This window comes from Microbacterium sp. ProA8 (genome assembly GCF_039905635.1).
Lineage (GTDB): Bacteria > Actinomycetota > Actinomycetes > Actinomycetales > Microbacteriaceae > Microbacterium > Microbacterium chionoecetis.
In genome coordinates this window covers 2,717,875-2,743,699 of sequence record NZ_CP157000.1, presented here as the reverse complement: position 1 = coordinate 2,743,699, position 25,825 = coordinate 2,717,875, and the positions used below count along the sequence as shown (strand labels likewise).

The 25,825-nt window shown below is 70.7% G+C and carries 26 protein-coding genes and 1 tRNA gene; 16 read left to right on the top strand and 11 right to left on the bottom strand.

The annotated features are described in order from the left end of the window. Positions 1-12 precede the first annotated feature (12 nt). The 7 genes from ABG085_RS12305 to ABG085_RS12275 all read left to right on the top strand — a co-directional run bounded on the left by ABG085_RS12305 (position 13) and on the right by ABG085_RS12275 (position 6,393). The gene (locus ABG085_RS12305) at positions 13-1,455 is read left to right on the top strand and encodes an FAD-dependent oxidoreductase (RefSeq protein ID WP_347979187.1); all 1,443 of its coding nucleotides are present in this window, start codon (positions 13-15) and stop codon (positions 1,453-1,455) included. Between the two features lie 101 nt (positions 1,456-1,556). Beyond that, a tRNA-Leu gene (locus tag ABG085_RS12300) sits at positions 1,557-1,629 on the top strand. 68 nt (positions 1,630-1,697) lie between these two features. After that, on the top strand, positions 1,698-1,862 hold the full coding sequence (locus ABG085_RS12295; RefSeq protein WP_347976021.1) for a hypothetical protein: 165 nt from the start codon (positions 1,698-1,700) through the stop codon (positions 1,860-1,862). 108 nt (positions 1,863-1,970) lie between these two features. Continuing rightward, entirely contained in the window at positions 1,971-3,200 is a 1,230-nt protein-coding gene (locus ABG085_RS12290; RefSeq protein ID WP_347976020.1) for an alanine racemase, read from the top strand. Further along, a complete protein-coding gene (locus tag ABG085_RS12285) occupies positions 3,197-4,510 on the top strand; it encodes a D-arabinono-1,4-lactone oxidase (protein ID WP_347976019.1) in 1,314 nt (437 codons plus the stop codon). The genes ABG085_RS12290 and ABG085_RS12285 overlap by 4 nt, the downstream gene beginning before the upstream one ends. Positions 4,511-4,593: 83 nt before the next feature. After that, positions 4,594-5,160, top strand: a complete 567-nt coding sequence (locus ABG085_RS12280; RefSeq protein ID WP_163618666.1) for a LemA family protein — start codon at positions 4,594-4,596, stop codon at positions 5,158-5,160. 135 nt (positions 5,161-5,295) lie between these two features. Continuing rightward, the gene (locus ABG085_RS12275) at positions 5,296-6,393 is read left to right on the top strand and encodes a crosslink repair DNA glycosylase YcaQ family protein (protein ID WP_347976017.1); all 1,098 of its coding nucleotides are present in this window, start codon (positions 5,296-5,298) and stop codon (positions 6,391-6,393) included. Between the two features lie 42 nt (positions 6,394-6,435). Here ABG085_RS12275 and ABG085_RS12270 read toward each other — a convergent pair whose 3' ends face one another. Then, positions 6,436-7,806 (bottom strand): crosslink repair DNA glycosylase YcaQ family protein, encoded by a 1,371-nt coding sequence (locus tag ABG085_RS12270; RefSeq protein ID WP_347976015.1) that lies wholly within the window; start codon positions 7,804-7,806, stop codon positions 6,436-6,438. 84 nt (positions 7,807-7,890) lie between these two features. Between ABG085_RS12270 and ABG085_RS12265 the strand changes: the two genes are divergently transcribed. Both ABG085_RS12265 and ilvA read left to right on the top strand, forming a co-directional pair. Beyond that, on the top strand, positions 7,891-9,096 hold the full coding sequence (locus tag ABG085_RS12265) for an AI-2E family transporter (RefSeq protein WP_347976014.1): 1,206 nt from the start codon (positions 7,891-7,893) through the stop codon (positions 9,094-9,096). Positions 9,097-9,104: 8 nt separating this feature from the next. After that, positions 9,105-10,391: a threonine ammonia-lyase gene (gene ilvA / locus ABG085_RS12260; protein WP_347979186.1), complete on the top strand. Its 1,287-nt coding sequence runs from the start codon at positions 9,105-9,107 to the stop codon at positions 10,389-10,391. Positions 10,392-10,421: 30 nt separating this feature from the next. Here the strand turns inward: ilvA and greA are convergent, their stop codons facing one another. Together greA and ABG085_RS12250 are read right to left on the bottom strand one after the other, a co-directional pair. After that, the gene (gene greA / locus ABG085_RS12255; RefSeq protein WP_308869562.1) at positions 10,422-10,913 is read right to left on the bottom strand and encodes a transcription elongation factor GreA; all 492 of its coding nucleotides are present in this window, start codon (positions 10,911-10,913) and stop codon (positions 10,422-10,424) included. A 104-nt stretch (positions 10,914-11,017) separates the two neighbouring features. Next, positions 11,018-11,425, bottom strand: coding sequence for a DUF4307 domain-containing protein (locus tag ABG085_RS12250; RefSeq protein ID WP_347976013.1), 408 nt, complete (start codon positions 11,423-11,425; stop codon positions 11,018-11,020). Positions 11,426-11,556: 131 nt separating this feature from the next. Here ABG085_RS12250 and ABG085_RS12245 point away from each other — a divergent pair, with 131 nt between their 5' ends. Beyond that, a complete protein-coding gene (locus tag ABG085_RS12245) occupies positions 11,557-11,892 on the top strand; it encodes a hypothetical protein (RefSeq protein ID WP_347976012.1) in 336 nt (111 codons plus the stop codon). A gap of 53 nt (positions 11,893-11,945) precedes the next feature. On the opposite strand, the gene ABG085_RS12240 is transcribed toward ABG085_RS12245, so the two are convergent. Then, positions 11,946-12,689: a hemolysin III family protein gene (locus ABG085_RS12240; protein WP_347976010.1), complete on the bottom strand. Its 744-nt coding sequence runs from the start codon at positions 12,687-12,689 to the stop codon at positions 11,946-11,948. Positions 12,690-12,801: 112 nt separating this feature from the next. Between ABG085_RS12240 and ABG085_RS12235 the strand changes: the two genes are divergently transcribed. From ABG085_RS12235 to ABG085_RS12220, 4 genes are all read left to right on the top strand, one after another. After that, a complete protein-coding gene (locus ABG085_RS12235; protein WP_347976009.1) occupies positions 12,802-13,587 on the top strand; it encodes an isoprenyl transferase in 786 nt (261 codons plus the stop codon). Positions 13,588-13,626: 39 nt separating this feature from the next. Then, the gene (locus ABG085_RS12230) at positions 13,627-14,754 is read left to right on the top strand and encodes an aminotransferase class V-fold PLP-dependent enzyme (protein ID WP_347976008.1); all 1,128 of its coding nucleotides are present in this window, start codon (positions 13,627-13,629) and stop codon (positions 14,752-14,754) included. A gap of 256 nt (positions 14,755-15,010) precedes the next feature. Continuing rightward, on the top strand, positions 15,011-16,366 hold the full coding sequence (locus ABG085_RS12225; RefSeq protein ID WP_347976007.1) for a PhoH family protein: 1,356 nt from the start codon (positions 15,011-15,013) through the stop codon (positions 16,364-16,366). A 170-nt stretch (positions 16,367-16,536) separates the two neighbouring features. Then, a complete protein-coding gene (locus ABG085_RS12220) occupies positions 16,537-17,268 on the top strand; it encodes a hypothetical protein (RefSeq protein WP_347976006.1) in 732 nt (243 codons plus the stop codon). Between the two features lie 80 nt (positions 17,269-17,348). Here ABG085_RS12220 and ABG085_RS12215 read toward each other — a convergent pair whose 3' ends face one another. From ABG085_RS12215 to xseA, 7 genes are read right to left on the bottom strand one after another with little or no spacing between them, the layout of a single operon-like run. Further along, complete coding sequence (locus ABG085_RS12215) at positions 17,349-18,005, bottom strand: response regulator transcription factor (RefSeq protein WP_163618675.1); 657 nt, start codon at positions 18,003-18,005, stop codon at positions 17,349-17,351. Beyond that, positions 18,002-19,546 (bottom strand): HAMP domain-containing sensor histidine kinase, encoded by a 1,545-nt coding sequence (locus ABG085_RS12210; protein WP_347976005.1) that lies wholly within the window; start codon positions 19,544-19,546, stop codon positions 18,002-18,004. Before ABG085_RS12210 ends, ABG085_RS12215 begins: the two co-directional genes overlap by 4 nt. 12 nt (positions 19,547-19,558) lie before the next feature. Then, a complete protein-coding gene (locus ABG085_RS12205) occupies positions 19,559-20,953 on the bottom strand; it encodes a class II fumarate hydratase (RefSeq protein WP_347976004.1) in 1,395 nt (464 codons plus the stop codon). Between the two features lie 46 nt (positions 20,954-20,999). After that, positions 21,000-21,611, bottom strand: a complete 612-nt coding sequence (locus ABG085_RS12200; protein WP_347979185.1) for a carbonic anhydrase — start codon at positions 21,609-21,611, stop codon at positions 21,000-21,002. 35 nt (positions 21,612-21,646) lie between these two features. Next, positions 21,647-22,294, bottom strand: a complete 648-nt coding sequence (locus ABG085_RS12195) for a DUF4245 family protein (protein ID WP_347976003.1) — start codon at positions 22,292-22,294, stop codon at positions 21,647-21,649. Next, on the bottom strand, positions 22,291-22,536 hold the full coding sequence (locus ABG085_RS12190; RefSeq protein WP_204260114.1) for an exodeoxyribonuclease VII small subunit: 246 nt from the start codon (positions 22,534-22,536) through the stop codon (positions 22,291-22,293). The genes ABG085_RS12195 and ABG085_RS12190 overlap by 4 nt, the downstream gene beginning before the upstream one ends. A 10-nt stretch (positions 22,537-22,546) precedes the next feature. Next, positions 22,547-23,902 carry an exodeoxyribonuclease VII large subunit gene (gene xseA, locus ABG085_RS12185; protein ID WP_347976002.1) on the bottom strand — a complete coding sequence of 452 codons (1,356 nt, stop codon included), beginning with the start codon at positions 23,900-23,902 and terminating at the stop codon, positions 22,547-22,549. A gap of 160 nt (positions 23,903-24,062) precedes the next feature. Between xseA and ABG085_RS12180 the strand changes: the two genes are divergently transcribed. Then, complete coding sequence (locus ABG085_RS12180; RefSeq protein ID WP_347979184.1) at positions 24,063-25,103, top strand: 4-hydroxy-3-methylbut-2-enyl diphosphate reductase; 1,041 nt, start codon at positions 24,063-24,065, stop codon at positions 25,101-25,103. After that, entirely contained in the window at positions 25,100-25,804 is a 705-nt protein-coding gene (locus ABG085_RS12175; protein WP_347976001.1) for a DUF6264 family protein, read from the top strand. Before ABG085_RS12180 ends, ABG085_RS12175 begins: the two co-directional genes overlap by 4 nt. Positions 25,805-25,825: the final 21 nt, after the last annotated feature.

The following is a 25,825-nucleotide window of genomic DNA, read 5'->3' as shown; positions in this document are numbered from 1 at the left end:
GTGACCAACACCGTGCCCAAGATCCTCATCGTCGGTGGCGGATACGCAGGCTTCTACACGGCCTGGAAGCTCGAGAAGCATCTGCGCAGGGGCGAGGCGGACGTGACGATCGTCGATCCGCTTCCCTACATGACCTATCAGCCGTTCCTCCCCGAGGTCGCGGCCGGTTCGATCGAGGCGCGCCATTCCGTCGTGGCGCTGCGCCGCCACCTCAAGCGCACCAACGTCGTCGCCGCCAAGGTCACCGGCATCAACCACGCCGGCAAGGTCGCCACGATCACGCCCATCGCGGGGGAGCCGTACGAGTTCGAGTACGACCAGATCGTCGTCACCGCGGGCGCCGTGTCGCGCACGTTCCCGATCCCGGGGATCGCCGACAACGCGATCGGCCTGAAGACGATCGAAGAGGCCGTCGCGATCCGCGACCGGCTGATGTCGAACTTCGACAAGGCGTCGACGCTTCCCCCCGGTCCCGACCGCGACCGGCTGCTGACCGTCGTGGTGGTCGGCGGCGGGTTCGCCGGCATCGAGGTGTTCGCCGAGCTGCGCTCGCTCGCCTCGTCGCTGGTCAAGAGCTACCCGCAGATCACGTTCGACGACACGCACTTCCACCTCATCGAGGCCATGAGCCGCATCATGCCCGAGGTGTCGCTGAAGACGAGCGAGTGGGTGCTCAAGAACCTCGCCCAGCGCGGCGCCTCGGTGCACCTCGACACGCAGGTGACCGGCGCCGTCGGCGGCAACATCGAGCTCTCGACGGGCGAGACGATCCCGAGCGATCTCATCATCTGGACCGCCGGCGTCATGGCGAACCCCACGGTGGTGCGCGGCGGCGACCTTCCCGTCGAGGAGCGCGGTCGCATCCGGACCCGCGCCGACCTGCGGGTGGGCAGCGAGGACGAGATCGTCGAGGGCGCCTGGGCGGCCGGCGATGTGTCCGCCGTGCCGGACCTCACCGGAGGCGGCGTGGGCGGCTACTGCGTCCCCAACGCCCAGCACGCGGTGCGTCAGGCGAAGCTGCTCGCGAAGAACCTCGTGGGCGTGCTGCGCGGCGAACTGCCGCGCGAGTATTACCACAAGAACCTCGGCGCCGTCGCGGGCCTCGGGCTCTGGGTCGGCGTGTTCCAGTCCGGCAAGCTCGCGCTCAAGGGCCCCATCGCCTGGCTCGCCCACCGCGGCTACCACGGCCTGGCGATGCCGTCGTGGGAGCGCAAGTGGCGCGTGCTGTGGGGCTGGTGGAACAACTTCTGGCTCGGCCGCGACATGGTGAACCTGTCGACGGTGCAGAACCCGCGCTACGTCTTCGAAGAGTTCGCGGCGCGTCCGCGCCCGCCGCAGCCCGTCGAAGCCCCGGCGGAGCAGGCGGCCCCGGTCGCCCCGGCCAAGAAGGCTCCCGCGCGCAAGACGCCGGCGAAGGCCGCTGCGGCCGACGCCGGAAAGGTCGCCGCCAACTAACGTCGTGAGTTGTCGCGCCCTACGGGAGCGCGCCGGCCCCGCCGCAGGCTCGTCTGAGAAGATGAGCCTGCGGCGTTCGTGTGTCCGGCGGACGACGATCGGCCCCCGTAGCCCAATGGCAGAGGCAGGCGACTTAAAATCGCTTCAGTCTGGGTTCGAGTCCCAGCGGGGGCACTCGCCGACCCCTCGCCATCGTCGAGAAGACCCGCTAGCCTGGGCAAAAGCGGCGAAGGGGCCCCGATATGGGCGAGAAGAGCACGGAAGAGCGAGGCGCGAGCGGGAGCGAAGCGCCCCGGAGCGGGTGGTGGTGGAAGCTCACCGCCCTGTTCATGGGTGTGCCGCCGGTCGCGGTCTGGGGCGCCGAGGAAGAGGTCGAACAGGAGCGCGCCTCGAAGCCGAAGGACTGAAGCACGCCGTCGCCTGTCACGCGCCGACGAGCGGCCCCGGCGACGGTCGTGGCAGGCGTCCGCCGCACTCTAGGCTGGTGCGATGCGCACGCACCCGAAGCGAGCCGTATGAGTCTCGATCTGCTGTCCACACCCAGGACGACGAAGCCCTGGGCCCACCCCGCCTCCTACTGGGGCGCGATGACTGCTGCCCTCGCCGAGGTCAGCGGCCCCGTCGCCGCCATCAACGCCGAGGCCCTCCGCTACAACGCCCTCGACCTCGTCGTGCGCGCCGGCGGCGTCCCGATCCGCGTCGCGAGCAAGTCCGTGCGCGTGCGCGAAGTCCTCGACGCGGTCCTCGCGCTGCCGGGCTACCGCGGCATCCTCGCCTTCACGCTTCCCGAGGCGCTCTGGCTCGCCGAGACCACGGATGACATCGTGCTCGGCTACCCGACGGTCGATCGGGCGGCGATCGCGGCCCTCGCGGCCGACGAGACCGCCGCATCGCGGATCACCCTGATGGTCGACGACCTCGCGCAGCTCGACCTCGTCGACGCCATCGCGGCCCCGGCCACCCGTTCCGAGATCCGCGTCGCGATCGACGCCGACGCCTCGTGGCGGGCTCCCGGCCTCGGCCACATCGGCGTGCTCCGCTCGCCCCTGTACGAGGCGGGGGAGGTCGCGGCGCTCGCGCGTTCGATCGCCGCCCGGCCCGGATTCCGGCTCGTCGGCCTGATGATGTACGAGGCCCAGATCGCCGGTCAGGGCGACGCGACGGGATCGGGGGATGCCGTCATCCGGTGGATGCAGCGTCGCTCGGCGTCCGAGCTGCTCGAGCGCCGTGCCGCCATCGTCGCGGCCCTCCACGACATCGCGCCCCTGGAGTTCGTCAACGGGGGTGGTACGGGATCGCTCGAGCTGACGGCATCCGATCAGTCCGTCACCGAGGTGACCGCCGGCAGCGGTCTGCTCGCCGGCCACCTGTTCGACGGCTACCGCGCGTTCGATCCGGCGCCGGCCGCGGCGTTCGCCCTGGAGGTCGTGCGCAAGCCGGCGCCCGACGTCGCCACCGTGCTCGGCGGCGGGTGGATCGCGTCGGGTCCCGCACTCGAGTCGCGCCAGCCGCGGGCGGTGGCGCCCACGGGCCTGCGCATGGCGCCGCGCGAGGGTGCCGGCGAAGTGCAGACACCGCTGCGCGGCGACGCGGCGCAGGCCCTGCGCGTGGGTGACCGCGTGTGGTTCCGCCACTCCAAGAGCGGAGAGCTCGCCGAGCGCGTCCTCAGCTACCACCTGGTCGACGGCGACGCCCGCGTGGGCGAGCTGGCGACGTACCGCGGCGAGGGGAAGGCGTTCCTGTGACCCGCCCGGGTGGCATATGGCGCAACTGGGCGAGGACGGAGTCGGTACGGCCTCAGCGCGTGGAGTTCCCGCCGACGGTGGCGGCGGTGCAGCGTGCGGTGGTCGCCGCTGCGGCGCAGCGCATCCCGGTCAAGGCGGTGGGCGCCGGTCACAGCTTCACCGGCATCGCCGTCGCGCCCGGCGCACTGCTCGAGCTGCGAGACCTCAGCGGCCTCGTCTCGGTCGACGTCGACCGCGGCCGCGTGACGCTCCTCGCCGGCACCCGCCTGCACCGCGTGCCCGCACTCCTGGCGCCTTTCGGCCTCGCGATGGAGAACCTGGGCGACATCGACCGCCAGTCGATCGCCGGGGCGATCTCGACCGGCACGCACGGCACCGGCGCCCGCTTCGGTGGACTCGCGGCCCAGGTGGTGGGTGCGACGCTGGTGACGGCATCCGGCGATCTCCTCACGGTGAACGAGGACGAGAACCCCGAGCTGGTGCCCGCGGTGGCGCTCGGGCTCGGCGCGCTGGGCGTCCTGGTGGACGTCACGCTGCAGTGCGTGCCGGCGTACGTGCTGCACGCGGTGGAGCAGCCGGAACCCCTCGACGAGGTGCTGACGGCGCTCGACGAGCGCGTCGCGGCCGCGGACCACTTCGAGTTCTACTGGTTCCCGCACACCGATCGCGCGATGACGAAGACCAACACCCGGCTGCCCGAGAGCGCCCCGCGGCATCCGCTCGCCCCGGTCGGCAAGTGGATCGACGACACTCTCGTCGGCAGCGGCCTGCACCAGATCGCCTGCTCGACCGGTCGCGCGATTCCCGCCCTCGTACCCACCATCAACCGCGTGTCGGCCAGGATCTGGGGTGACCGGGAATTCACGGATGCCTCCGCCCGCGTGTTCGCGACCAGCCGGTCCGTGCGGTTCCGCGAGATGGAATACGCCCTGCCGGCGGCGGACGTCCGCCCCGCCTTCGAGGCGCTCCGCGCTCTGATCGACGATCGCGGATGGCGCATCGGGTTCCCGGTGGAGGTGCGGTTCGCCGCGGCCGACGACCGCTGGCTGTCGACCGCCCACGGGCGTGCGTCGGGCTACATCGCGGTGCACCGCTACTGGCGCGAGGACGCCACGGAGTACTTCGAGGAGGTCGAGCAGATCATGCTCGGATTCGGGGGGCGTCCGCACTGGGGCAAGATGCACACCCTCGATGCGGCGGCCCTTCGTGAGCGGCATCCGCGGTTCGACGACTTCGTACAGCTGCGCGACCGGCTCGACCCGGAGCGGCTGTTCCGCAACCCGTATCTCGATCGCGTCCTCGGTGGGTAACGGCTGGGAGTCCCAGGATCGCCATCATGTGCGGCGGGTGTGCGTCGGTAGGATGAGGTGACTACGGAACGGAGCCTCGGCACATGGAATGGCTGATCCCAGTCCTTATCGTGGTGGCGCTCGCCGTCATCGTCGGCATCTATCTCTGGGCGACGTACAACTCGCTCGTCCAGCTCAACGTGCGCGTCGATGAGGCGTGGAGCGACATCACCGTCCAGCTCAAGCGTCGAGCGGACCTGTTGCCGAATCTCATCGAGGTGGTCAAGGGCTATGCCACGCACGAGAAGGCGGTCTTCGAACGCGTGACGCAGGCGCGCGCCGACACGCTGTCGGCCACCGGCCCCGCTGAGGCGGGTGCTGCCGAGGGGCGCATGCAGCAGGCGCTCAAGTCCCTGTTCGCCGTCGCCGAGGCGTACCCCCAGCTGCAGGCGAGCCAGAACTTCCTGCAGCTGCAGCAGTCGATCGTCGACACCGAAGACAAGATCCAGGCTTCCCGCCGGTTCTACAACGGCGGTGTGCGCGAGCTGAACACCAAGATCAAGGTCTTCCCGAACAACCTCTTCGCGCGAAATCTGGGGTTCTTCGAGCGCGAGTTCTTCGAGGTCATCGACGGCGCCGCGATCTCAGAGCCGCCACGCGTGCAGTTCTGACGCGACTCGGATCAATGCGAGCGGCAGCGAGCGTTGATGCGGGTCGGGGTCAAGGTTGAGCGAGCGGAGCGAGTCGAAACCCCCGCTGCAACCTCCATCGAGACGGATGTCGGATCCGGCCGGTAGCGTCGAGGCGTGACAGTCCGGCTGACCCGTGACGAGGCGCGTCGCATCGCGTTGCGCGGCCAGCTGCTGACGGCCGAGCGTCCCGCGGGCATCGTCGAGACCATCGACGCGCTCACGATCGTGAACATCGAGCCGACCGCCGCGGTGGCGCCCAGTGCGGATCTGATCCTCTGGAGCCGGCTCGGCTGGCCCTACCAGCCTGCCGACCTCGTGCGACTGGTCGAAGAGGACCGCGCCGTGTTCGAGTGGGGCGGCTTCTATCGCGCCATGACCGACCTGCCGCTCCTCCTGCCCGAGATGCGGCGCCGGCCCCAGTCGGCGCAGGCACGGGAGTGGCTCGCGGCCAACGAGGTGTTCCGCCGTGAGGTGATGGCGCGCCTGCGTGCCGAGGGACCCCTGCGGGCGAGCGACATCCCCGACGCCGCTCAGGTGTCGTGGCGTTCGTCCGGTTGGACGAACAACCGCAATTCGCTGCAGCTGCTCGAGATCCTCGTGCTGCGCGGCGACGTGGCCATCTCGTCCAGGGATTCCTCCGGCCGCCTGTTCGACGTCGCCGACCGCGTGTATCCCGCCGATGTGCCGATCCTCGGCGACGAAGAGGCGGCTCGCGAGCGGGCGGAGCGCCGGCTCGCTTCGCTGGGCATCGCGCGCGCAAAGGGCATCGCCCAGCCGCTGGAGCCGATCGACGTCGGCGAGCTCGGCGAGGAGGCCGTCGTCGACGGGACGCAGGGCACCTGGCGGGTTGATGCCGACGCACTCGCCGCGCTCGACGACTTCACGCCCCGGACCGCGCTGCTGTCGCCCTTCGACCGTCTCGTGTTCGACCGTCGCCGGTTGGAGGACATCTTCGGGTACGAGTACCTGCTCGAGATGTACAAGCCCGCCGCGAAGCGCCGGTGGGGCTATTTCGCGCTGCCGATCCTGCACGGCGACCGCTTCGTCGGCAAGCTCGACGCCAAAAGCGACCGCAAGGCCGGCGTGCTGCGGGTGCACGCGGTCCACGAGGACGAGCCGTTCACCGATGAGATCCGCCGGGCGGTGGATGCCGAGATCCAGGATCTCGCCCGCTGGCTCGGGCTCGACGTCGTCGGTTCGCCGGCGGCCTGACGAGTCGCAGGTCGCGCAGCGGTGCCCGCCGGTCGGGCGCCGTCAGTTCGCCAGTTCCTCGACGCGCAGATCGGCGCTGCGCGACCGCGCACCGGCACCCGGCTCGTCTGTGCCCGGCTCATCGGTGCCCGGCTCATCGGTGCCGGGTTCATCGGTGGCGAGCGCCACGGGCTCTGCCGGCCCGGCATCATGGCGCGAGGCCTCCGGCATCACGCGGGCGAGGTCCTCGACCGCGTCGCCCCACCGTGAGATCGAGATCGACGCCAGCCGCTGCCAGTCCGCAGCGAGCCGGAGCTCGTCGGCGAGGCGCGGTGCGGCATCCGCGGGTCGCCCGTGCTCCCACCAGGCCGACTGGACCCGGAGCGTCGACGCCGCACGATCGGCCTTCAGATCGACGCGGCCGACGACGTCGTCGTCGATGAGGACGGGCAGCGAGTAGTAGCCGAACCGGCGCTGAGCTGCCGGCGTGTAGATCTCGATGCGGTACTCGAAGTCGAAGAGGCGCTCGGCGCGATCGCGGAACCACACCACCGGGTCGAACGGCGTGAGGATCGCGGCAGCCTGGATACGACGCGGCACGACGGCGTCGGCGTGCAGCCACGCCTTGGCGGGGCGGCCCGCCGTGGTCCACCCCTCCACCGCCACCGGGTGCAGCTCGCCGGCATCCGTGAGGTCGTCCAGGGCGGCTGTCACCGCCTTGCGGTCGGCGATGCGCCAGTAGTCGGCGATGTCGGCCGCCGTCGCGACCCCGTATGCCCGGGCGGCGCGCCGCACCAACTCGCGCACGGCGTCGTCGCGGGGCACCGGCGCGTCGAGCACCTCGCGCGGGATCACCTGCTCGGCGAGGGCGTAGCGTCGCTCGAATCCGCGACGGCCGGCGATCGCCACCTCGCCGAACAGCCACATGTACTCGAGGGCGTGCTTGACGACGTCCCAGTCCCACCAGGGTCCGCGGGCGCCCTTCTTGGCGTCGTGCTCGATCTGAGCGGGGCGGAGCGGGCCGCGGTCGGCGAGCTCGGCACGCACCCAGTCGATGATCTCGCGATGGGTGTCGAACCAGCCGCCGGGCTGCGAGCCGTACTTCGCGCGCATCGCCTGCATACGGAAGTCGAAGAGCCCCCAGTCGTCCGCGGGGATGAACGCGGCCACGTGCGCCCAGTACTCGACGTAGGGCGATCGCCGCGCGAACAGCAGGCGGTCGAGCGCGGCCGTGTCATAGGCGCCGACGCGCGAGAACAGCGGCATGTAGTGCGAGCGGGCGAAGACGTTCACGGAGTCGATCTGGAGCGTCGCCATGCGCGCGAGGGCGCCGTTGAGCTGCCGCGTCCCCGCGGTCGCCGGTCGGGGGCGCGCGAACCCCTGGGCGGCGAGCGCGACGCGGCGCGCCTCCGCGGCGCTGAGCGAGGACTTCACGCGCGTCAGCCTAGCCAGCGCCTCCGACATCCCCGCAGGCTCCTTCATGACCGGTGCGGAATGCGACGCGCCTAGACTGGGCGAATGAGCACTGGGCGTACGAGCGGCTCCGACGACAAGCCCCGCAGCTCCCTGTTCGATGCGGTGCGCGACCGCAGTCGGGTGGTCTCCACCGAGACCTCCGCCGCCGTGCCGCGTGGCCTGCGCATCGCGACCGCGTACTCCTGGCGGGTGATCGTCGTCGCTGCGGCGATCGGCATCGTCGTGTGGCTCGTGATCCAGCTGAAGCTGCTCGTGATCCCGCTGCTGATCGCCATCCTCATCACCGCGCTCCTGTGGCCCACCTTCGCGTGGATGCTCCGCCGGCGCGTTCCCCGCTGGCTCGCCATCGTCATCTCGGTCGTCGGCACCCTGGCCATCGTGACGGGCCTGCTCTGGCTCGTGGTGTGGCAGATCATGAACCAGTGGGACTCCGTGCGGGCCAGCACCGTCGCGGCCATCGACCAGTTCCGGCAGTACCTCATCGACGGGCCGCTGCATCTGAGCCCCGAGCAGATCGACGACCTCCTCGACCAGGGCTGGGTCTTCGTCCAGGAGCAGGCCGAGCTCCTGTGGTCGGGTGCGCTGGCGATCGGCTCCACCATCGGTCACGTCGTCACCGGCGCCGTGCTGGCGTTCTTCATCCTGCTGTGCCTACTCGCCGACGGCGCCGGCATCTGGCGGTGGACGCTGCGGCTCTTCCCCAAGAAAGCCCGTCCCGCCGCAGACGGCTCCGGACGCGCCGGCTGGGTCACCGTCGTCAACTACGCACGGACGCAGCTGCTCGTCGCGACGATCGACGCCATCGGCATCGGCCTGGGGGCCGCACTCCTCGGCGTCCCACTGGCCATCCCCGTCGCCGTCCTGGTCTTCCTCGGCGCGTTCGTGCCGATCGTCGGTGCCGTGGTGACCGGCACCGTCGCGGTGTTCCTCGCGCTCGTCTACAACGGCCCCTGGATCGCCCTGTGGATGCTCGTCGTCGTGCTGGGCGTGCAGCAGCTCGAGGGCCACGTGCTCCAGCCGCTGCTCATGGGCTCCGCCGTCAAGGTGCATCCGCTCGCGGTCGTGCTCGTCGTGGCAGGCGGTGCAATGATCGCCGGCATCCCCGGCGCACTGTTCGCCGTCCCGCTCGCGGCGTTCGTCAACGTCGTCGCCGTCTATCTCGCAGAACGTGCGTGGGAGACCGGAGCGAAACCCTCCGGCGACCTCATCTGGAGCACCGTTCCGCGGCAGAGGAGAGTCCGCCCGTGACCACCGCCATGTCTTCCGCAGGACCCGCCGGCCCCGCTGCGGCGGCCGACGATGCGGTTCCCTCCGCGTCGTCGGTGCCCACCCTCGCCGATTTCGAGGACGCGAGGGCCACGCTCGAGGGCGTCATCACGCACACGCCGCTCGACGAGTCCCAGCACCTGTCCGACGTGCTCGGCGTGCCGGTGCACCTCAAGCTCGAGAACCTGCAGCGCACCGGGTCGTTCAAGATCCGCGGCGCGACGTACCGCCTCTCCCGGCTGACGGCCGAGGAGCGTGCGCGCGGCGTGGTCGCCGCCTCCGCCGGCAACCACGCGCAGGGCGTGGCGCTCGCGGCGAAGGCCCTCGGCATCCGCGCCACGATCTTCATGCCGCTCGGCGTGCCGGTGCCCAAACTCCTCGCCACGCGCGGCTACGGCGCCGATGTCGTGCTCGAGGGCGCGACCGTCGAGACGCCGCTGCGGATGGCGGCCGAGTTCGCCGAGCGCACCGGTGCCGTGTTCATCCATCCGTTCGACCACCATGACGTCATCGCCGGCCAGGGCACGCTGGGCCTGGAGCTCATGGACGAGCTGCCCGACCTCGACACGATCGTGCTGGGCATCGGCGGGGGAGGGCTCATCGCCGGCGTGGCGGCGTCCGTCAAGGCCCGCGCCGCCGCGGAGGGCCGCACGGTGCGGGTGATCGGCGTGCAGGCGGCGAACTCGGCTGCGTATCCGCCGTCGCTCGAGGCGGGGCATCCGCTCGAGGTGCCCACCCTGCCGACGATCGCCGACGGCATCGCCGTGGCCCGGCCGGGGGACCTGCCGTTCGAGATCATCCGGGATCTGGTGGACGAGGTGGTCACCGTCACCGAGGACGACATCGCGCGGGCGCTCCTCGTGCTGCTCGAGCGCGCCAAGCAGGTCGTCGAGCCGGCGGGCGCCGTCGGCGTGGCCGCGATCCTCGCAGGCAAGGTGGTCGCCGACGGCCCGACCGTGACCGTGCTGTCCGGCGGCAACATCGATCCGCTGCTGCTGCAGCGCGTCGTCGCGCACGGGCTGTCGGCATCCGGTCGGTACATGACGCTGCGCATCCCGCTGCCGGATCGCCCCGGTCAGCTGGCGCAGGTCTCGGAGCTGCTGGCGATCGCCGGGGCGAACGTCATCGAGGTGCTGCACACGCGCCACGGCCAGGGACTGCAGATCAGCGAGGTGATCCTGCAGCTGAGCGTCGAGACGCGCGGCGAGGAGCACCGCGCACACGTCATCTCGGTGCTCGAAGGCGCCGGCTATGCTCCGACCGTCGTTCCCGACTGACGCGCCGCGCGCGCCCGTCGGGAACCGGCGTCACTGGCCGTTGTAGGTCTCGACCTTGACGATCTCGACGGCGATCTCGCGCCCGTTCGGAGCGGTGTACGAGGTCTTCTCGCCCTCCTTGCGGCCGAGGATCGCGGTGCCCAGCGGCGAGGCCTCGCTGTAGACGTCGAGCTCGGAGCCGACGGCGATCTCGCGGTTGCCGAGGAGGAAGACCTCTTCGCCGCCGGCGATGATCGCCGTGATGACGGTGCCGGGCTCGACCACGCCGGTGCTCTGCGGGGCCTCGCTCACCGTGGCGGTCTTCAGCAGGTGCTGGAGCGTCCGGATGCGGGCCTCCTGCTTGCCCTGCTCGTCCTTGGCGGCGTGGTAGCCGCCGTTCTCCTTGAGGTCGCCTTCTTCGCGCGCGGCCTCGATGCGCTTGGCGATCTCCTCGCGGCCGGTCGTCGACAGGTGCTCGAGCTCGGCGGCCAGGCGGTCGTACGCGTCCTGGGTGAGGAAGGTCACGGGGGCGTCGGTGGACACGGCTGACTCCTTCGTTCGGCCCGGCATACGTGCGGCACGGGCATAAACCGAACGCCCCGGCTCACGGCCAGGGCGCGATTCGACTGATGTCCCGACAGACTACGTCACTGCGCGGACGGAGACAAAACCCAGCACGAGTTGACGAATCCCGTCGTCGCGAGCGCGGTCGTGGGGATCACCTCGCGGAACGCCCGGGCGTGCAGATCGGATGCCGGGAGCTCGACGACGCGCCAGCCCACCACGCCGTGCTCCTCGTCCTGGGCCTCGATCGCGCAGGCGACGGCGGATCCCGGGGGAGAGGTGATCTGGAATCCGAGCGAGACCGAGTGCTCATCGGCCACCTCGAACGAGGTCGTGTCGGCGTCGACGGAGTCCAGGGCGTTCTGCACCGTGAACCAGCCGAACAGGGCGACGACCGCCACCGCGATCAGGACTGCGCCCCCGATCGCCCAGCGGCGGGCAGGCGAACGACGACGGCCGTAGCGCTCGTCGAGCATGTCCTGCGTGGTCACGCCGCTCCCTGACGTCTCGAGGACCCGGATCGGAAGTCGACGCCGGATCGGAAGATTAGGCTGGACCTCCAGGCTATGCGCTCGCGCGCACCCCCGACGACACCGCCCTCCCCGGGCAGAGCGAGGACCCCATGCAGCACGCGATCGCCGTGATCCTCAGCGCCGCGACGACTCCGACGCCCACGCCGTCCGAGGTCGACCCCGACATCGTGACCCCGGGCGTGGTGGGCTTCCTCGTCACCGCGTTCGTGGCGATCGCCGTGATCCTGCTGGTGTGGGACATGATGCGGCGCATCCGCCGCGGTCGCGTGCGCGCGGACATCCAGGAGGAGCTGGATGCCGAGGAGCAGGCGGCACGGGCCACCGAGGCGACCGAGGCCGATGACCAGAGCATCGATGCGGGAAGCGCCGATGAGCCGAGCCCCGATGACGACGACCCCCGCCGCGGCGGGGCGCCTCGAGCCTGACCCCGTCAGACGGACGGGACGGGACGGGATGCCGCGGGTCGCGGCATCCTTCGTCAGCCAGGCAGTCCCAGCGACGGTGACAGCGGGTTGAGCGCGATCAGCAGGCACGCGGTCCAGTGGCACAGGAACGCCAGCACCGTGCAGACGTGGAAGATCTCGTGGAAGCCGAAGTGGCCGGGCCACGGGTTGGGCCGCTTGAGCGCATAGACGACGGCTCCGCCCGTGTAGAGCAGCCCGCCGACGGCGACGAGGATCATCATCGCGGCATTGGCCTCGAAGAGGTCGACGAGGTACATGACCGCGGCCCAGCCCAGCGCCAGATAGAGGGCGACGTACAGCCAGCGCGGCGCGTGGAGCCAGAAGACGCGGAACAGGATGCCGACCAGCGCGCCGCTCCACACCAGCACCAGCAGCAGTGCGCCCTGCTGCGGCGGGAGCGCGAGCGTCGCGATCGGGGTGTACGTTCCGGCGATCAGCAGCAGGATGTTCGCGTGGTCGATGCGTTTGAGGATCGTCTTGGTCCGCGGGTTCCAGTCGAACCGGTGGTACAGCGCGGAGTTTCCGAACAGCAGCAGCGACGTCGCCATGAACACGACGCACGCCCACTTCGCCGGCCCGCCCTCCGCGACCACGATCAGCACGATGCCGGCGGCGATGGCGACCGGGAACGTGGCCGCATGGATCCACCCGCGCCACGAGGGCTTGATCTCGGGCGTCGCGGCATCGACGGCCGCGGCATCCATCAGCGGCAGCACGGGGACCTCGGGGGCCCGGGAATCACTGCGACGGCGGCTCATCGTCTCAGCGTAGACGGCGGCGCATACCCGTCGGGGAACATGCCCGGTCGAGGCCATGCCGCAGCCCGCCCTCGCGCTAGGGTCCCCGCCGCACCCGGGGTAGCGTAGGCGTGTGGCGCGCGGCGAGACGAACGAGGGCAGGGGACCCCTCTACCGCCTCTACATCAACCGCCTGCGCCGGCGGCTGGATCCCGCCGCGGTGCCCCACCACCTGGCGATGATGATCGACGGCAATCGGCGCTGGGCCAAGCAGCTCGGATACGACTCCGCCGCGCACGGCCACCGCGCCGGCGCCGCCAAGATGAAGGAGTTCCTGCGCTGGTGCGACGACGTGGGCATCCGCGTCGTGTCGCTGTATCTCCTCTCGAACGACAATCTGCGCAAGCGCGACTCCCGCGAGCTGTCGGATCTGATCGAGATCATCGCCGAGCTCGCCGACGAGCTCTCGCACGAGCGCGACTGGCGCGTGAAGCACGTGGGCCGCGCCGATGCATTGCCCGGCGACCTGTCTCGCGTGCTCGCCGACGTCGAGGCCCGCACCAAGGGCAACGCCGGGATGCACGTCAACCTCGCCGTCGGCTACGGCGGGCGCGGCGAGATCGTCGACGCCGTGCGCAGCATCATCGCGCAGCACGACGAGCAGGGCGGATCGCTCGAGGAGCTCGCCGCGAGCCTCACCCCCGAGCAGATCGGCGAGCACCTCTACACCGGCGGACAGCCCGACCCCGACCTCGTGATCCGCACCTCGGGCGAGCAACGCCTGAGCGACTTCCTGCTGTGGCAGTCGGCGCACTCGGAGTTCTATTTCGTCGAGGCCCTGGGACCCGATCTGCGCGAGGTGGACTTCCTGCGTGCGATCCGCGACTTCACCTCGCGAGAGCGCCGCTTCGGCAGCTGAAACCGCTGTCCCACCGGGGCTCGCCGCTCTGACAGACTGATGCGCGTGACCGATCTGGATTCGTATCTGGCGTCGTTCGATGGGGAACCGGGGTATCTGGACTGGGCGGCGTTCGGCCCGCTCTCTCCTGCCGTCCGCAGCGAGGCGCAGGGAGACACCGAGCTGCTCGGCTCGGGGCGCCGCACGAGCATCGAGCTGGTGGCCGACCACGTCCGCGAGGCGCGCGAGCTGGTCGCCGAGCTGATCGGCACGGATGCCGAGCACGTGGTGCTGCAGCCGTCCACCACGCACGGACTGATGCACGCCGTCTACGGACTGGCAGGCGGACTGATGATGAGCCGGGGCGAGTTCCCCAGCCTCACGGTGGCCGCCACCCGCGCCTCGGACGCCTTCGGATCACTCCAGCTGCAGTGGGTGGAGCCGTCGCACGGATTCATGACGCCGGACGCGGTGCGCTCTGCTCTCTCCGACGACACCCGGGCCGTGGCGGTGAGTCTCGTCGACTTCCGCACGGGCTACCGCACCGACCTGTCCGCTCTGCGCGAGGTCATCGGCGATCGTCTGCTCATCGTCGATGCCATCCAGGGCTTCGGCATGGTCGAGGCGGATTATCTGGCCGCCGACGTCGTCTGCGGCCACGGGTACAAGTGGCTCCGCGCCGGACGCGGGACCGGCTTCTCGTGGTTCGGAGAGCGCGCGCTCGAGCGCATCGCGCCCGTGCTCTCGGGATTCCGCGGCGTCGACGGCGACCTGCCGGTGGACACCGTGCCGGCGCCCTCTGCGTCGGCCCAGGCATTCTCGGTCTCCGGGCCCGACACGCTCGCGACCGCGCGGTTGGCGACGGCGCTCCGCGAGGTCGCCGACGTCGGCGTCACGCAGATCGAGTCGGCGCTGTCGGCACGCGCGACGGACGTGATGTTCTTCGCCGACCGCTATGAGGTGCCGGTGGTGACGCCGCGCGAGCCTGAGCACCGCGCGGGGATCGTCACACTCGAACCCGCTCCGCAGGACGCCGCACCGCTCGCCGCGTCGCTCGCGAACCATGGCCTCACCGTGACCACGCGGGCGGGCCGCATCCGCGTCGCCCCGCACGTCGGCACGGGCGCAGACACGCTCCGGCTGTTCGGGGACGCGCTCGCCGCGTTCTCTTCCGCGCGGGTCTGGTGACGACGCTCGCCGGCTGACATCGCCTCGCGATGCCGGAGCCGTCGGCGAGGCGAGGGGCCACAGCATCCGTTCATCGAATCGACACATGTTTCCTGCGTGTCGGGCGCGCGCAATGTCGGCGCACGGACGTAGCGTGAGCGCATCGGGCAAAGAGCCCGGTCGAGTCGGCCTCACGGATCGCGACTTCACGATCTTCGACTCGCTACCCTGGTCGACTCGTGACTGCCGGGTGAAACACCCGGGGCGGGAGTGGGTTGTGACCACACGAGCACCACACGAGCAGCGCAGTCGGCATCTCGAGGAGGTCGCGGACTCCGATCAGGATCTGCGCACCTACGTCCTCGACACATCGGTGCTGCTCAGTGATCCACGGGCATTCTTCCGTTTCGCCGAACACAGCGTCGTGATCCCCGTCGTGGTGATCACGGAGCTCGAAGGCAAGCGGCACGATCCCGAGATCGGCTACTTCGCCCGGCAGGCGCTGCGCCACCTCGACGAGCTTCGCGTCGAGCACGGCCGCCTCGACTTCCCGGTGCCGGTCGGCGAGGGCGGGACGCTGCGCGTCGAGCTCAACAACACCGACCCCACGGTGCTGCCGTCGGGCATGCGACTCGGCGACAACGACAGTCGCATCCTGGCCATCGCGATGAATATCGCGAGGGACGGGCAGGAGGTCACCGTCGTCTCGAAGGACCTGCCCATGCGCGTCAAGGCCGCCTCGCTCGGCATCAGCGCGGAGGAGTACCTCGCGGAGCAGGCCGTCGACTCCGGCTGGACCGGCATCTCCGAGATCGACGTGTCGGGCGACGACATCAGCGACCTCTACGAGAGCGAAGTCGCCGTCAGCGAGGACGTCCGCGGGCTCCCGGTCAACACCGGGCTGATCGTCCACTCCGAGCGGGGATCGGCGCTCGGGCGCGTCATCGGCGACGGCGAGTTCCGCCTCGTCCGCGGCGATCGGGACGTGTTCGGGCTGCACGGACGCTCTGCCGAACAGCGCATCGCCATCGACCTGCTCCTCGACCCGGAGGTGGGCATCATCTCGCTCGGCGGCCGGGCCGGCACAGGCAAGTCCGCGCTGGCGCTCTGCGCAGCGCTGGAGGCGGTGCTGGAACGGCAGCAGCAGCGCAAGATCATCGTGTTCCGGCCGCTGTTCGCCGTCGGCGGGCAAGAGCTCGGATACCTGCCGGGGGACCAGCAGGAGAAGATGAACCCCTGGGGTCAGGCGGTGTTCGACACTCTCGGCTCGGTCGTGTCGAGCAACGTGCTCGAAGAGGTGATCGAGCGGGGCCTACTGGAGGTGCTGCCCCTGACGCACATCCGCGGACGCTCGCTGCACGACGCGTTCGTGATCGTGGACGAGGCGCAGTCGCTCGAACGCAACGTGCTGCTGACGGTGCTGAGCCGGATCGGTCAGGGCTCACGCGTCGTGCTCACCCACGATGTGGGCCAGCGCGACAACCTGCGCGTCGGCCGCCACGACGGTGTCGCGTCGGTGATCGAGACCTTGAAGGGGCACGCGCTGTTCGGGCACGTGACGCTCGTGCGCTCGGAGCGCTCCGCCATCGCCGCGCTCGTCACCGACCTGCTCGAGGCGGGAGAACTCGCCTGAGAGACCGTCGGATGCGCTGACGGCGCGGCGGGTCGGGGATGCCGCATCCCTGACCCGCCGCGCCGGATCAGCATGAGAAGAGTCTCATCGCCCGTGGCTCCTGTGACGCGGTCGGTCTGTCACCATGGATGGAGGGGAATCGTTCGGCGCACAGGGGAGGCAGGCGAGACGTGGAAGCACGCACGGGGCTCGTGATCGGCGGCGTCACCGCCGTCGCAGCGAGCATCGCCGTCGTGACCGCGGTCGCGCTGACGAACACCATGGCCCTGACGGACTCGCGCGGCACGAGCCTCGCGTCCGAGAGCGTGGTCGTTCCCTCCACCACATCGCCGTCCGCGTCTCCTCGGGCGACGCCGACCGCCACACTCGAAGCGGCTCCTCCGGCTGACGCGGAAGTCGTCGAAGCACCTGCTCCGCTCGTCGTGGATCCGCCGTTCGCATCCGACGCGCCCAAGATCCCGGCGGCGCCTGCGGCCCCCGCCACCCCGGCGACGCCGCCGGATGCATCGGGGCCCGCCCCCGCAGCCGACATCGAGCCCGTGATCGCGGCGGCGAAGGCGTCCGGCTCGTGGGACGAGCTCCGCGCGTGGACGCAGGCGCACGGCTGGACCGCCGCGCGAATCGATGCCCTGGTGTCACGCCTCGAGCGGGAACTGGCAGAGAAGTCGTCGGAGCTGTCCAACAACGCCGAACTCGCCGAGGCCCCTGTGCCCAGCGAGCCCGACACCCAGCGGCGTCAGGTCCAGGCTGAGGCGGAGTACGACCGCCAGACCGCTCCCGACCCGGTATCGGTCGGCAAAGAACGTCCCGCGCAAGCGGGCTCGAACGTCGGGAACGGCAACGGCGCCGGTCACGACGCGAAGAAAGACCAGTCGCGCAATTCCCCAGACAAGCGCGACTGACAACGGTCGGATTCCCCAGTCCGGCCTTTCACAGCCCCCGGTGTCCCCCAGCACCGGGGGCTTCTTCGTGCCCTCCGGCCCTACTCCCAGCGGTAGCCGGCGCCGCGGACCGTGACGATGTGGTCCGAGCCGAGCTTGCCCCGCAGGTAGCGCACGTACACGTCGACCACGTTGGACCCGGGATCGAAGTCCAGCCCCCACACGCGGCTCAGCAGCTGCTCACGGCTGAGGACCCGCCCGGGGTTGCGCAGGAACTGCTCGGCCAGCGAGAACTCACGCGCCGACAGGTCGATCTCCCGTCCGGTGACGGTGGCGCGGCGAGCCAGGATGTCCAGGACGACGTCGCCATGGGAGATCGACACTCCGGGCTGGGGCACGCTTTCGCGCAGCCGGGAGCGGACGCGGGCCAGAAGCTCTTCGAACGTGAAGGGCTTGGGTACGTAGTCGTTGGCTCCGGCATCCAATCCGGTGACGGTGTCGCGGGTGCTGGAACGCGCCGTGAGCATGATGACCGGGATCGCCGACCCGCGGGCGCGCAGCTCGCGCAGCAGTTCGAATCCGTCCATCGTCGGCAGGCCCACATCCAGCAGCACCAGGTCGGCATCACCGCGGAGGGCCGCCTCGAGTCCTTCCGGCCCGTCCTCGACCACGAGGGTCTCGTAGCCCGCTGCCTCCAGCCCACGGCTGACGAAGGCGGCGATCCGCGGCTCGTCCTCGACGATCAGGATCCTGGTCATCCGGCGGCCTCCCGTTGCAGTACGACGTCTCCGGCGCGCACCGGCACCGGCAGCTCGGCCTCCGTCGGAGGCAGATGGATGGTGAAAGTGGCCCCGCCGCCGGGGGTGTCGGTGACCGTGCAGTGACCGCCGTGACCCTTGGCGATGGCGTCGACGATGGCGAGGCCCAGTCCCGAGCCTCCCACGGAGCGTTTGACGTGAGCGCGGTCGAAGCGCCGGAAGATCCGGGTACGCTCGTCCGGCGGGATCCCTTGGCCATGATCGCGCACCCAGAGACGGGTGCCCTCGAGGTCGCGCGCGCTGCCGATCTCGATCGGACTGCCGACGGGCGTGTACTTGGCCGCGTTGTCGGCCAGCTGAAGCCAGGCCTGCAGCAGGCGGTCCTGATCACCGCTCGTCTCACCGTCGGCCATCGCCTCGATCGTCCAGGTGTGACCCGGGATCACGGCGACGAGTTCGCCGACACGCGCGGTCAGGGACGCGAGGTCCACCGGCGCGACCGTGTTGGAGTCCGCTTCGGCGGTCGCGAGCAGATCGATGTCTTCGACGAGCCGGGTCAGCCGGTCGAGCTCGGCGATGCCGATGTCGCGTGCCGAGGCCACATCCGCGGCATCCTGCGGATTCATCAGTTCGAGGTGGCCACGGACGATGGTGATCGGGGTCTTCAGCTCGTGACGCACGTCGTCGAGCAGCTGACGCTGACCGTCGACCGAGTCCTCCAGGCGGTCGAGCATCGAGTTCACGGTGCGGGAGAGGTCGGAGATGTCGTCGTTGCCGTGCGGCTCCAGTCGCCGCGAGAGGTCGCTGATGGAGATGGCGTCGGCCGTCTCACGCAGATGGCGGATCGGCGACAGCAGCCGCCCCGTCACGAACCAGCCCACGATGCCGATCGCGAACAGCACCGCCACCGCGGCGATCACGTACGTCGTCATCGCGAACGTCACCGGCTGCAGTTCCTCGCCGAGGTTGACCGCGCGCACGTAGAGTCCCTGTCCCGGGTCGCCATCCATGCGCACCGGAATCGCGATGTAGCGCAGCGATCCCTGGTCGGTCACCGCGGTTCCCCGCTTCGTGCCGCCGTCTGCGGTCTCCTCGACGACGCGGTCGATGAGCTGCTGGTTCTTCGAGATGTCGAAGCCGGACAGCGTGGCCGGAACCCAGCGCGGTACGCCGTCGACCAGCGCCAGCGAGGCCTCGTTGCGGGCGGGGACGAGCCGCGCGACGACGGCTCTGAGGTACTCGTCGATGGAGCGGAAGTCGTCCTTGTCGAGTTTCTCCTCGGTCGCCGCGGGAGCCCCCTGGGTCGCGCCCTCGGCGGCATCGGCGGACACCGCCTGCAGCGAGTCGACCTGAGCTTCGAGCCGTTCGTTGATGCCCGCCAGGGCCTGCTCGCGCTGCACGAGGAACGTCACACTGCCCACGATCGCCAGACCGACGCACGCCACGGCGAGGATCGCGGCAAGGATCCTGACGCGCGCGGGGACCGGGCGGGGCGTTCGGGCCATGTCCCGATTATCCCGCCGACGCAGGGGGAGCGGCATGGGGCGGGCGAATCAGCCCGCGTGCGTCATCGAGAGCAGGTCGAGTTTCTCGTCGAGCTGCTCAAGGGAGAGCTCGCCGCGCTCCACGTAGCCGAGGTCGATCACGGCTTCGCGCACCGTGATGCCCTTCGCCACCGAGTGCTTGGCGATCTTCGCCGCCGCCTCGTAGCCGATGAGCTTGTTGAGGGGCGTGACGATTGACGGCGACATCCCGGCGTAGGCCGCCGCGCGCTCGACGTTCGCCTCGAGACCGTCGATGGTCTTGTCGGCGAGCACGCGCGAGGTGTTGGCGAGCAGTTCGATGGACTCGAGCACCGCGCTGCCCATGATGGGGATCGCGACGTTCAGCTCGAAGGCGCCGGAGGCTCCGGCCCACGCGACCGTCGCGTCGTTGCCGATGACCCGGGCGCACACCATGAGCGTCGCTTCGGGGATCACCGGGTTGACCTTGCCCGGCATGATCGACGAACCGGGCTGCAGGTCGGGGATGTGCAGCTCGCCGAGGCCGGTGTTCGGGCCCGAGCCCATCCAGCGGAGGTCGTTGTTGATCTTCGTGAGCGAGACGGCGACGGTGCGCAGAGCGCCGGATGCCTCGACCAGAGCGTCGCGGTTGGCCTGGGCCTCGAAGTGGTCCTTGGCTTCGGTGATCGGAAGCTCGGTGTCGGTCACGATCAGCTCGATCACGCGCTGCGGGAAGCCGAGCGGCGTGTTGATGCCGGTTCCCACCGCCGTGCCGCCCAGCGGCACCTCTGCGACGCGGGGGAGCACAGACTGCACGCGCTCGATGCCGAGGCGGATCTGACGGGCGTAGCCGCCGAACTCCTGGCCCAGGGTCACCGGCGTCGCGTCCATCAGGTGGGTGCGGCCCGACTTGACGACGGTCTTCCACAGGTCGGCCTTCGCCTCCAGGGCCACCGCGAGGTGGTCGAGCGCGGGGATCAGGTCGTCGATGATCTCCTGTGTCACCGCGATGTGCACCGACGTGGGGAAGACGTCGTTGGACGACTGCGACGCGTTGACGTGGTCGTTCGGGTGCACGGTGGCGCCGAGCGCCTGCGTCGCGAGAGTGGCCAGCACCTCGTTCATGTTCATGTTCGACGACGTGCCGCTGCCGGTCTGGTAGACGTCGATCGGGAACTGGTCGGCGAACTCGCCCGCGATGATCCGGTCGGCGGCGCCGGCGATCGCGTCGGCGATCGCGCCGTCGAGGGTGCCGAGCTCTTTGTTCGCGAGCGCCGCGGCCTTCTTGATGCGAGCGAGCGCCACGATCTGCGCGGGCTCGAGCCGGTCGCCGGAGATCGGGAAGTTCTCGACGGCGCGCTGCGTCTGCGCGGCGTAGAGCGCGTCCTTGGGCACACGCACCTCGCCCATGGTGTCGTGCTCGATGCGGTACTCGATGTCGGTCACGTCGTTGTTCCTCACGTGTCGGTACGGGTGGGGGGAGAAGTCGGGATCAGGCCAGGTCGGGGATGCCGACCATCACGTCGGGGACCGCGGTGCCTTCGGCGAGGCGGTAGTTGGCGCCGACGATCGCGAGGCGGCCCTCGGCGACGGCTGTGCTGATGAGCTCGGACGCGTTGAGCAGCTCGCCTACGGTGTCGCGCAGGTGCTCGCGGCCGACCTCGTCGGCGTCGATCGCGGCCGGGTAGACGCCGTCCACGGCGGACCCGCGCTGGACGCGGCGCACCGCGGGCACGATGGGGGAGATCAGCCGCCAGATGTGCGGCGGCAGGGGGTCGGCCTCGGGAGCGGTGATGTCGATCGCCGCGCGCACGGCACCGCACGCGTCGTGGCCGAGCACCACGATGAGCGGCACTTCGAGCACCGCCACCGCATACTCGAGACTGCCGACGACCGAGTCCGAGATGACCTGACCGGCGTTGCGCACGACGAACAGGTCGCCGAGGCCCTTGTCGAAGATGATCTCCGCCGCCAGCCGCGAGTCGGAGCAGCCGAACAGGGCGGCGCGGGGGCGCTGTCCGTCGGCGAGCTCATGACGGGTGTCGACGTCCTGGCGGGGGTGCCGCGGGTTGCCGGCGACGAAGCGGGCGTTTCCGCGCTGCATCTCCTGCCATGCCTTGGCAGGTGCGGGCTGGTCGGTCACTCGGCCTCCTCGCGCAGCGCGGTGATCTGATCGGTGACGGAGCGCGCCGTCTCTTCCAGGGCCTTCTCGGCGGCGGCGCCGTAGATCAGCACGGTGTCGGTGCCGGCGTCGGTGGCCAGAGCGACCGTGATGTTGCCGGTGCGATCGGCGTCGAGGTCGTAGCGCTCCCACGTGATGCCGTCGATGGTCACGGTGTCCTGCGGGGCGGAGCCCGAGAGCACCCGTGCCGCCCACGCCTCGTCGGCGTCGAAGCCCTGAGCCACACGCAGGAAGCCCCGCTGGTCTTCTCCTGCCGGGGCGTAGACGACGGTGAAGGCGCGCACCGAGCCGTTGCCTTCGATGCCCGCGTTGTTCACCACCCACCCGTCCGACATCTCGGGCGTGATCACGGTGCGCTCCTCCGAGGCCGCGATGCTCTCGGCGACCGCGGCGACGTCGATGGGCTCGCGCTCCGGGGGAGTGCCACGAGGAACGGCGAACATGATGACGACGACGACCGCCAGGGTCGCCAGCAGGGCCGCCACGAGGTTGCGCACATTCTGGCTCGAGCGGTAGACCCGCGACGACTCCGCCTTGCGGTCGGCGGTCTCTTCCGGTGTCTCGGGCCGGCCGAGCTCGGCGACGATGCGGGGCCCGCGCGTCATCGGGCCGCCTCGCCGTCGCCACGTTCGACCGTCGCCCGCGCGGCCTCGAGCCGGCGCTTGGCGCCCAGCAGCCACTCCTCGCAGCGCGCGGCGAGGGCTTCGCCGCGCTCCCACAGGGCCAGAGAGTGCTCGAGCGTCGGCGCACCCTGCTCGAGCTCGGCGACGACGCGCACGAGCTCATCACGCGCTTGCTCGAACGAGAGGGTCGCGACGTCCTCGAGGGCGCCGCTCGTCTCAGTCATGGCCTCCATCTTAGTTCGCGGCCGAGGGGGCCCCGCGCCCCGGCGAATCGGCCTGCGCGGCATCTTCCCCCGCAGGCTCGGCGGCGGGGGACGGCTGTTCGGCGATCTCGCCGTCGGAGTGCGCGGCGAACGATCCGCGCCCTACGGTGACGATGACGGGAGTGGATGCCGGAGCCTGCGCCGCGTCGCGCACGATGACGCCGTCGGTCAGGTGCGCGATGGCGTAGCCCCGGGCGAGGGTGGACGCCGGCGAGAGCGCGCGCAGCGTCGCACGGAGCTCGGCGGTGCGACGCTCGTGCAGCTGGAGCGAGCGGCCCACGCGGTCGCGCCCCCGCGCCGCGAGCAGCTCCACCTCGTGGGCGCGCGTCGTGAGGAGCGTCTCGGGCGCACGCAGCACCGGACGCGACCTGAGCTGCTCGAGCTGCGCGATGTCGTGCGAGATCCGCTGCGTCAGCCGCATGTTCATGCGGGAGCGCAGCTGACCGACGATGGCGCGCTGCTCCGCGACATCCGGGACGACGCGCTTGGCGGCATCCGTCGGCGTCGAGGCGCGGAGGTCGGCGACGTCGTCGAGCAGCGGATGGTCGTTCTCGTGGCCGATGGCGCTGACGACGGGGGTGGATGCCGCGGCCACCGCCCGCAGCAGGCGCTCGTCGCTGAAGCCGAGCAGGGTCTGCGGGTCGCCGCCGCCGCGCGCGATGATGATGACGTCGACGTCGGGCGCGGCATCCAGCGCCTTCAGTGCCGCGATCGTCTCGGGCACACAGCGGTCGCCCTGGACGGCGGCGTACTTGGTCTGGAACCGCACCTGGGGCCAGCGCAGCTCGGCGTTGCGGTGCACGTCCTTCTCGGCATCCGAATTCTCGCCGGTGATCAGGCCGATCAGGCGCGGAAGGAACGGCAGGGCGTTCTTGCGCGACGGGTCGAACAGCCCCTCGGCTCGCAGCTGCACCCGCAGCCGCTCGAGACGCTCGAGCTGGTCGCCGAGCCCGACATGACGCATCGCCGAGACGCCGAAGCCGAAGTCGCCGTTCTTGACGAAGTAGTCCGCCTTCACGCAGGCGATCACGTGGTCGCCGACCTTGAGGTCGCCGGGCAGCCGGTCGCGCGTGGACGACCAGATGCGGAACGAGATCGTGGCGTCGCCGGCGAGGTCCTTGAGGCGCCCGAACACGTTGCCGCCGCGCAGGTTGAACGCCGTGATCTCGCCCTCGACCCACACCGACCCCCACGTCTGCACGAAGCCGCGGATCGTGTCGTTGAGGCGGGCGACCGAGGTCGGAGCCTGCGCGGTGGAGTCCCGCGGGCGCACCGAGTCGGCGGGCGGGGGCTCGCCGGGGACGGCGACGGGCTGGAAGGTCGTCATGCGGTCCTTTCGTGCCCGGAGGGCGGGTGGCTCTCGCCCGGGGCACCGCTCGGCGCCGCGGGTGGTCTCACGGAGGCCCCGCTCAGGAGCCCGCCCGTAGAATCGTGGGGTGAGCATCAGCACCGCGGGGCAGACCCGAATGAGTCAGACCCCTGTGAGCATGCCCATTCCGCGCATCCCGCGGCGGCGTGAACCGCTCCAGGATATCGCCGGGTCCGGACAGAAGCGGGTGCTCCTGGCATCCCCGCGCGGCTACTGCGCGGGCGTGGACCGCGCCGTGATCGCCGTCGAGAAGGCGCTCGAGCGTTTCGGTGCGCCGGTGTACGTGCGCAAGCAGATCGTCCACAACATCCACGTCGTCACCGAGCTCGAGGCCGCCGGCGCGATCTTCGTCGAGGAGGTCGACGAGGTCCCCGAGGGCGCCCACGTCGTGTTCAGCGCGCACGGGGTGTCGCCGGCGGTCGTGAATGCGGCATCCGATCGCGGCCTCCGCGCCATCGACGCGACCTGCCCGCTCGTCACCAAGGTGCACCGTGAAGCCGTGCGCTTCGCCCGCGACGATTTCGAGATCCTCCTCATCGGTCACGTCGGCCACGAAGAGGTCGAGGGAACGGCGGGCGAGGCGCCCGACCACGTCACCATCGTGAACTCTCCCGACGAAGCTGACACCATCGAGGTGCGCGATCCGTCGAAGGTCGTGTGGCTGTCGCAGACGACGCTGTCGGTCGACGAGACCATGGAGACGGTGCGGCGCCTGCGGGCACGGTTCCCCGAGCTCCAGGACCCGCCGTCGGACGACATCTGCTACGCGACGCAGAACCGCCAGGTCGCGATCAAGAAGGTCGCGAAGGATGCCGACCTCGTGATCGTCGTGGGCTCGGCGAACTCGTCGAACAGCGTGCGGCTCGTCGAGGTCGCACTCGAGTACGGTGCCAAGGCCGCCTATCGCGTGGACTACGCGGACGAGGTGGAGCAGGCCTGGCTCGAGGGCGTCGAGACCGTCGGGGTCACCAGCGGCGCGTCGGTGCCCGAGGTGCTCGTGCAGCAGGTGCTCGACGACCTCGCCTCCGCCGGATACCGCGACGTCGAAGAGGTGCGCACCGCCGAGGAGGACCTGCAGTTCTCCCTCCCCAAGGAGCTGCGGACGGATGCCGCGGGCCGGCGTGACGACCGTGCCCTCGGTGGCCGGAGCCGCGCATGAGCGACGCACCGGCGACCGCAGAGCCCGATCCGCCGTCGGGATCGGCGGCGCCGCCCGCGGAGGCACCGCTGCCCCATCCGCGCGGTGCCGAGTCATCCTCACCCCGGCCGCACAGTGCCGAAACATCGCGACCCCGGCCGCACGGTGCCGAATCATCGCGACCCCGGCCGCAATACGGCGAGTACGCCACGCCCGAAGAGCAGCGCGCTCGCATCCAGGCGCCCGCTCCCTGGCAGCAGGAGCTGGCGACGCCCATCATGACGGAGGAGGCCCCGGCAGCCGGCATCCCGTCGCCGTCTCAGCCTGCCGAGCCCGCCCCGCGACGCCCACGCCCGGTGGACCGGATCGTGACGTTCGCGCTGCTGGCGTACGGCCTGGTGAACGTCGTGTCGGCGGTGCCGGCGTTCCTCGACTACGGCGCGTACGCCGAGACGATGCTCACGATGCTGGGCGTCGACGTTCAGGTCAGCGACCCTGCCGACGGAAGGGCGTGGGGGATCGCCGCCGTCCTCGTGCTGACCATCGGGTGGTGCGCGACGACGGCGGTCTCGTTCTGGAGCGTGCGCCGCGGGCGGCTGACCTGGTGGATCCCGCTGGTGGCCGGCATCCTGTTCACGTTCGCGGCCGGCGCGCTGATGGCTGTCCCGCTCCTGAGCGATCCCGCGGTGTGGCAGGCGCTCATCGACAGCGCGGGCGGCTGAGTGCCCGCAGCGCGGGTCGCG

Bases quoted from the DNA above. Each gene is read 5' to 3' on its own strand.
- ABG085_RS12295 (WP_347976021.1), top strand. From the start codon at position 1,698: ATGGGCGAGAAGAGCACGGAAGAGCGAGGCGCGAGCGGGAGCGAAGCG.
- ABG085_RS12290 (WP_347976020.1), top strand. From the start codon at position 1,971: ATGAGTCTCGATCTGCTGTCCACACCCAGGACGACGAAGCCCTGGGCC.
- ABG085_RS12280 (WP_163618666.1), top strand. From the start codon at position 4,594: ATGGAATGGCTGATCCCAGTCCTTATCGTGGTGGCGCTCGCCGTCATC.
- ABG085_RS12265 (WP_347976014.1), top strand. From the start codon at position 7,891: ATGAGCACTGGGCGTACGAGCGGCTCCGACGACAAGCCCCGCAGCTCC.
- ilvA (WP_347979186.1), top strand. From the start codon at position 9,105: ATGTCTTCCGCAGGACCCGCCGGCCCCGCTGCGGCGGCCGACGATGCG.
- ABG085_RS12245 (WP_347976012.1), top strand. From the start codon at position 11,557: ATGCAGCACGCGATCGCCGTGATCCTCAGCGCCGCGACGACTCCGACG.
- ABG085_RS12240 (WP_347976010.1), bottom strand. From the start codon at position 12,689: ATGAGCCGCCGTCGCAGTGATTCCCGGGCCCCCGAGGTCCCCGTGCTG.
- ABG085_RS12230 (WP_347976008.1), top strand. From the start codon at position 13,627: ATGCGCGTGACCGATCTGGATTCGTATCTGGCGTCGTTCGATGGGGAA.
- ABG085_RS12215 (WP_163618675.1), bottom strand. From the start codon at position 18,005: ATGACCAGGATCCTGATCGTCGAGGACGAGCCGCGGATCGCCGCCTTC.
- ABG085_RS12210 (WP_347976005.1), bottom strand. From the start codon at position 19,546: ATGCCGCTCCCCCTGCGTCGGCGGGATAATCGGGACATGGCCCGAACG.
- ABG085_RS12200 (WP_347979185.1), bottom strand. From the start codon at position 21,611: ATGCAGCGCGGAAACGCCCGCTTCGTCGCCGGCAACCCGCGGCACCCC.
- ABG085_RS12195 (WP_347976003.1), bottom strand. From the start codon at position 22,294: ATGACGCGCGGGCCCCGCATCGTCGCCGAGCTCGGCCGGCCCGAGACA.
- ABG085_RS12190 (WP_204260114.1), bottom strand. From the start codon at position 22,536: ATGACTGAGACGAGCGGCGCCCTCGAGGACGTCGCGACCCTCTCGTTC.
- xseA (WP_347976002.1), bottom strand. From the start codon at position 23,902: ATGACGACCTTCCAGCCCGTCGCCGTCCCCGGCGAGCCCCCGCCCGCC.
- ABG085_RS12180 (WP_347979184.1), top strand. From the start codon at position 24,063: ATGCCCATTCCGCGCATCCCGCGGCGGCGTGAACCGCTCCAGGATATC.
- ABG085_RS12175 (WP_347976001.1), top strand. From the start codon at position 25,100: ATGAGCGACGCACCGGCGACCGCAGAGCCCGATCCGCCGTCGGGATCG.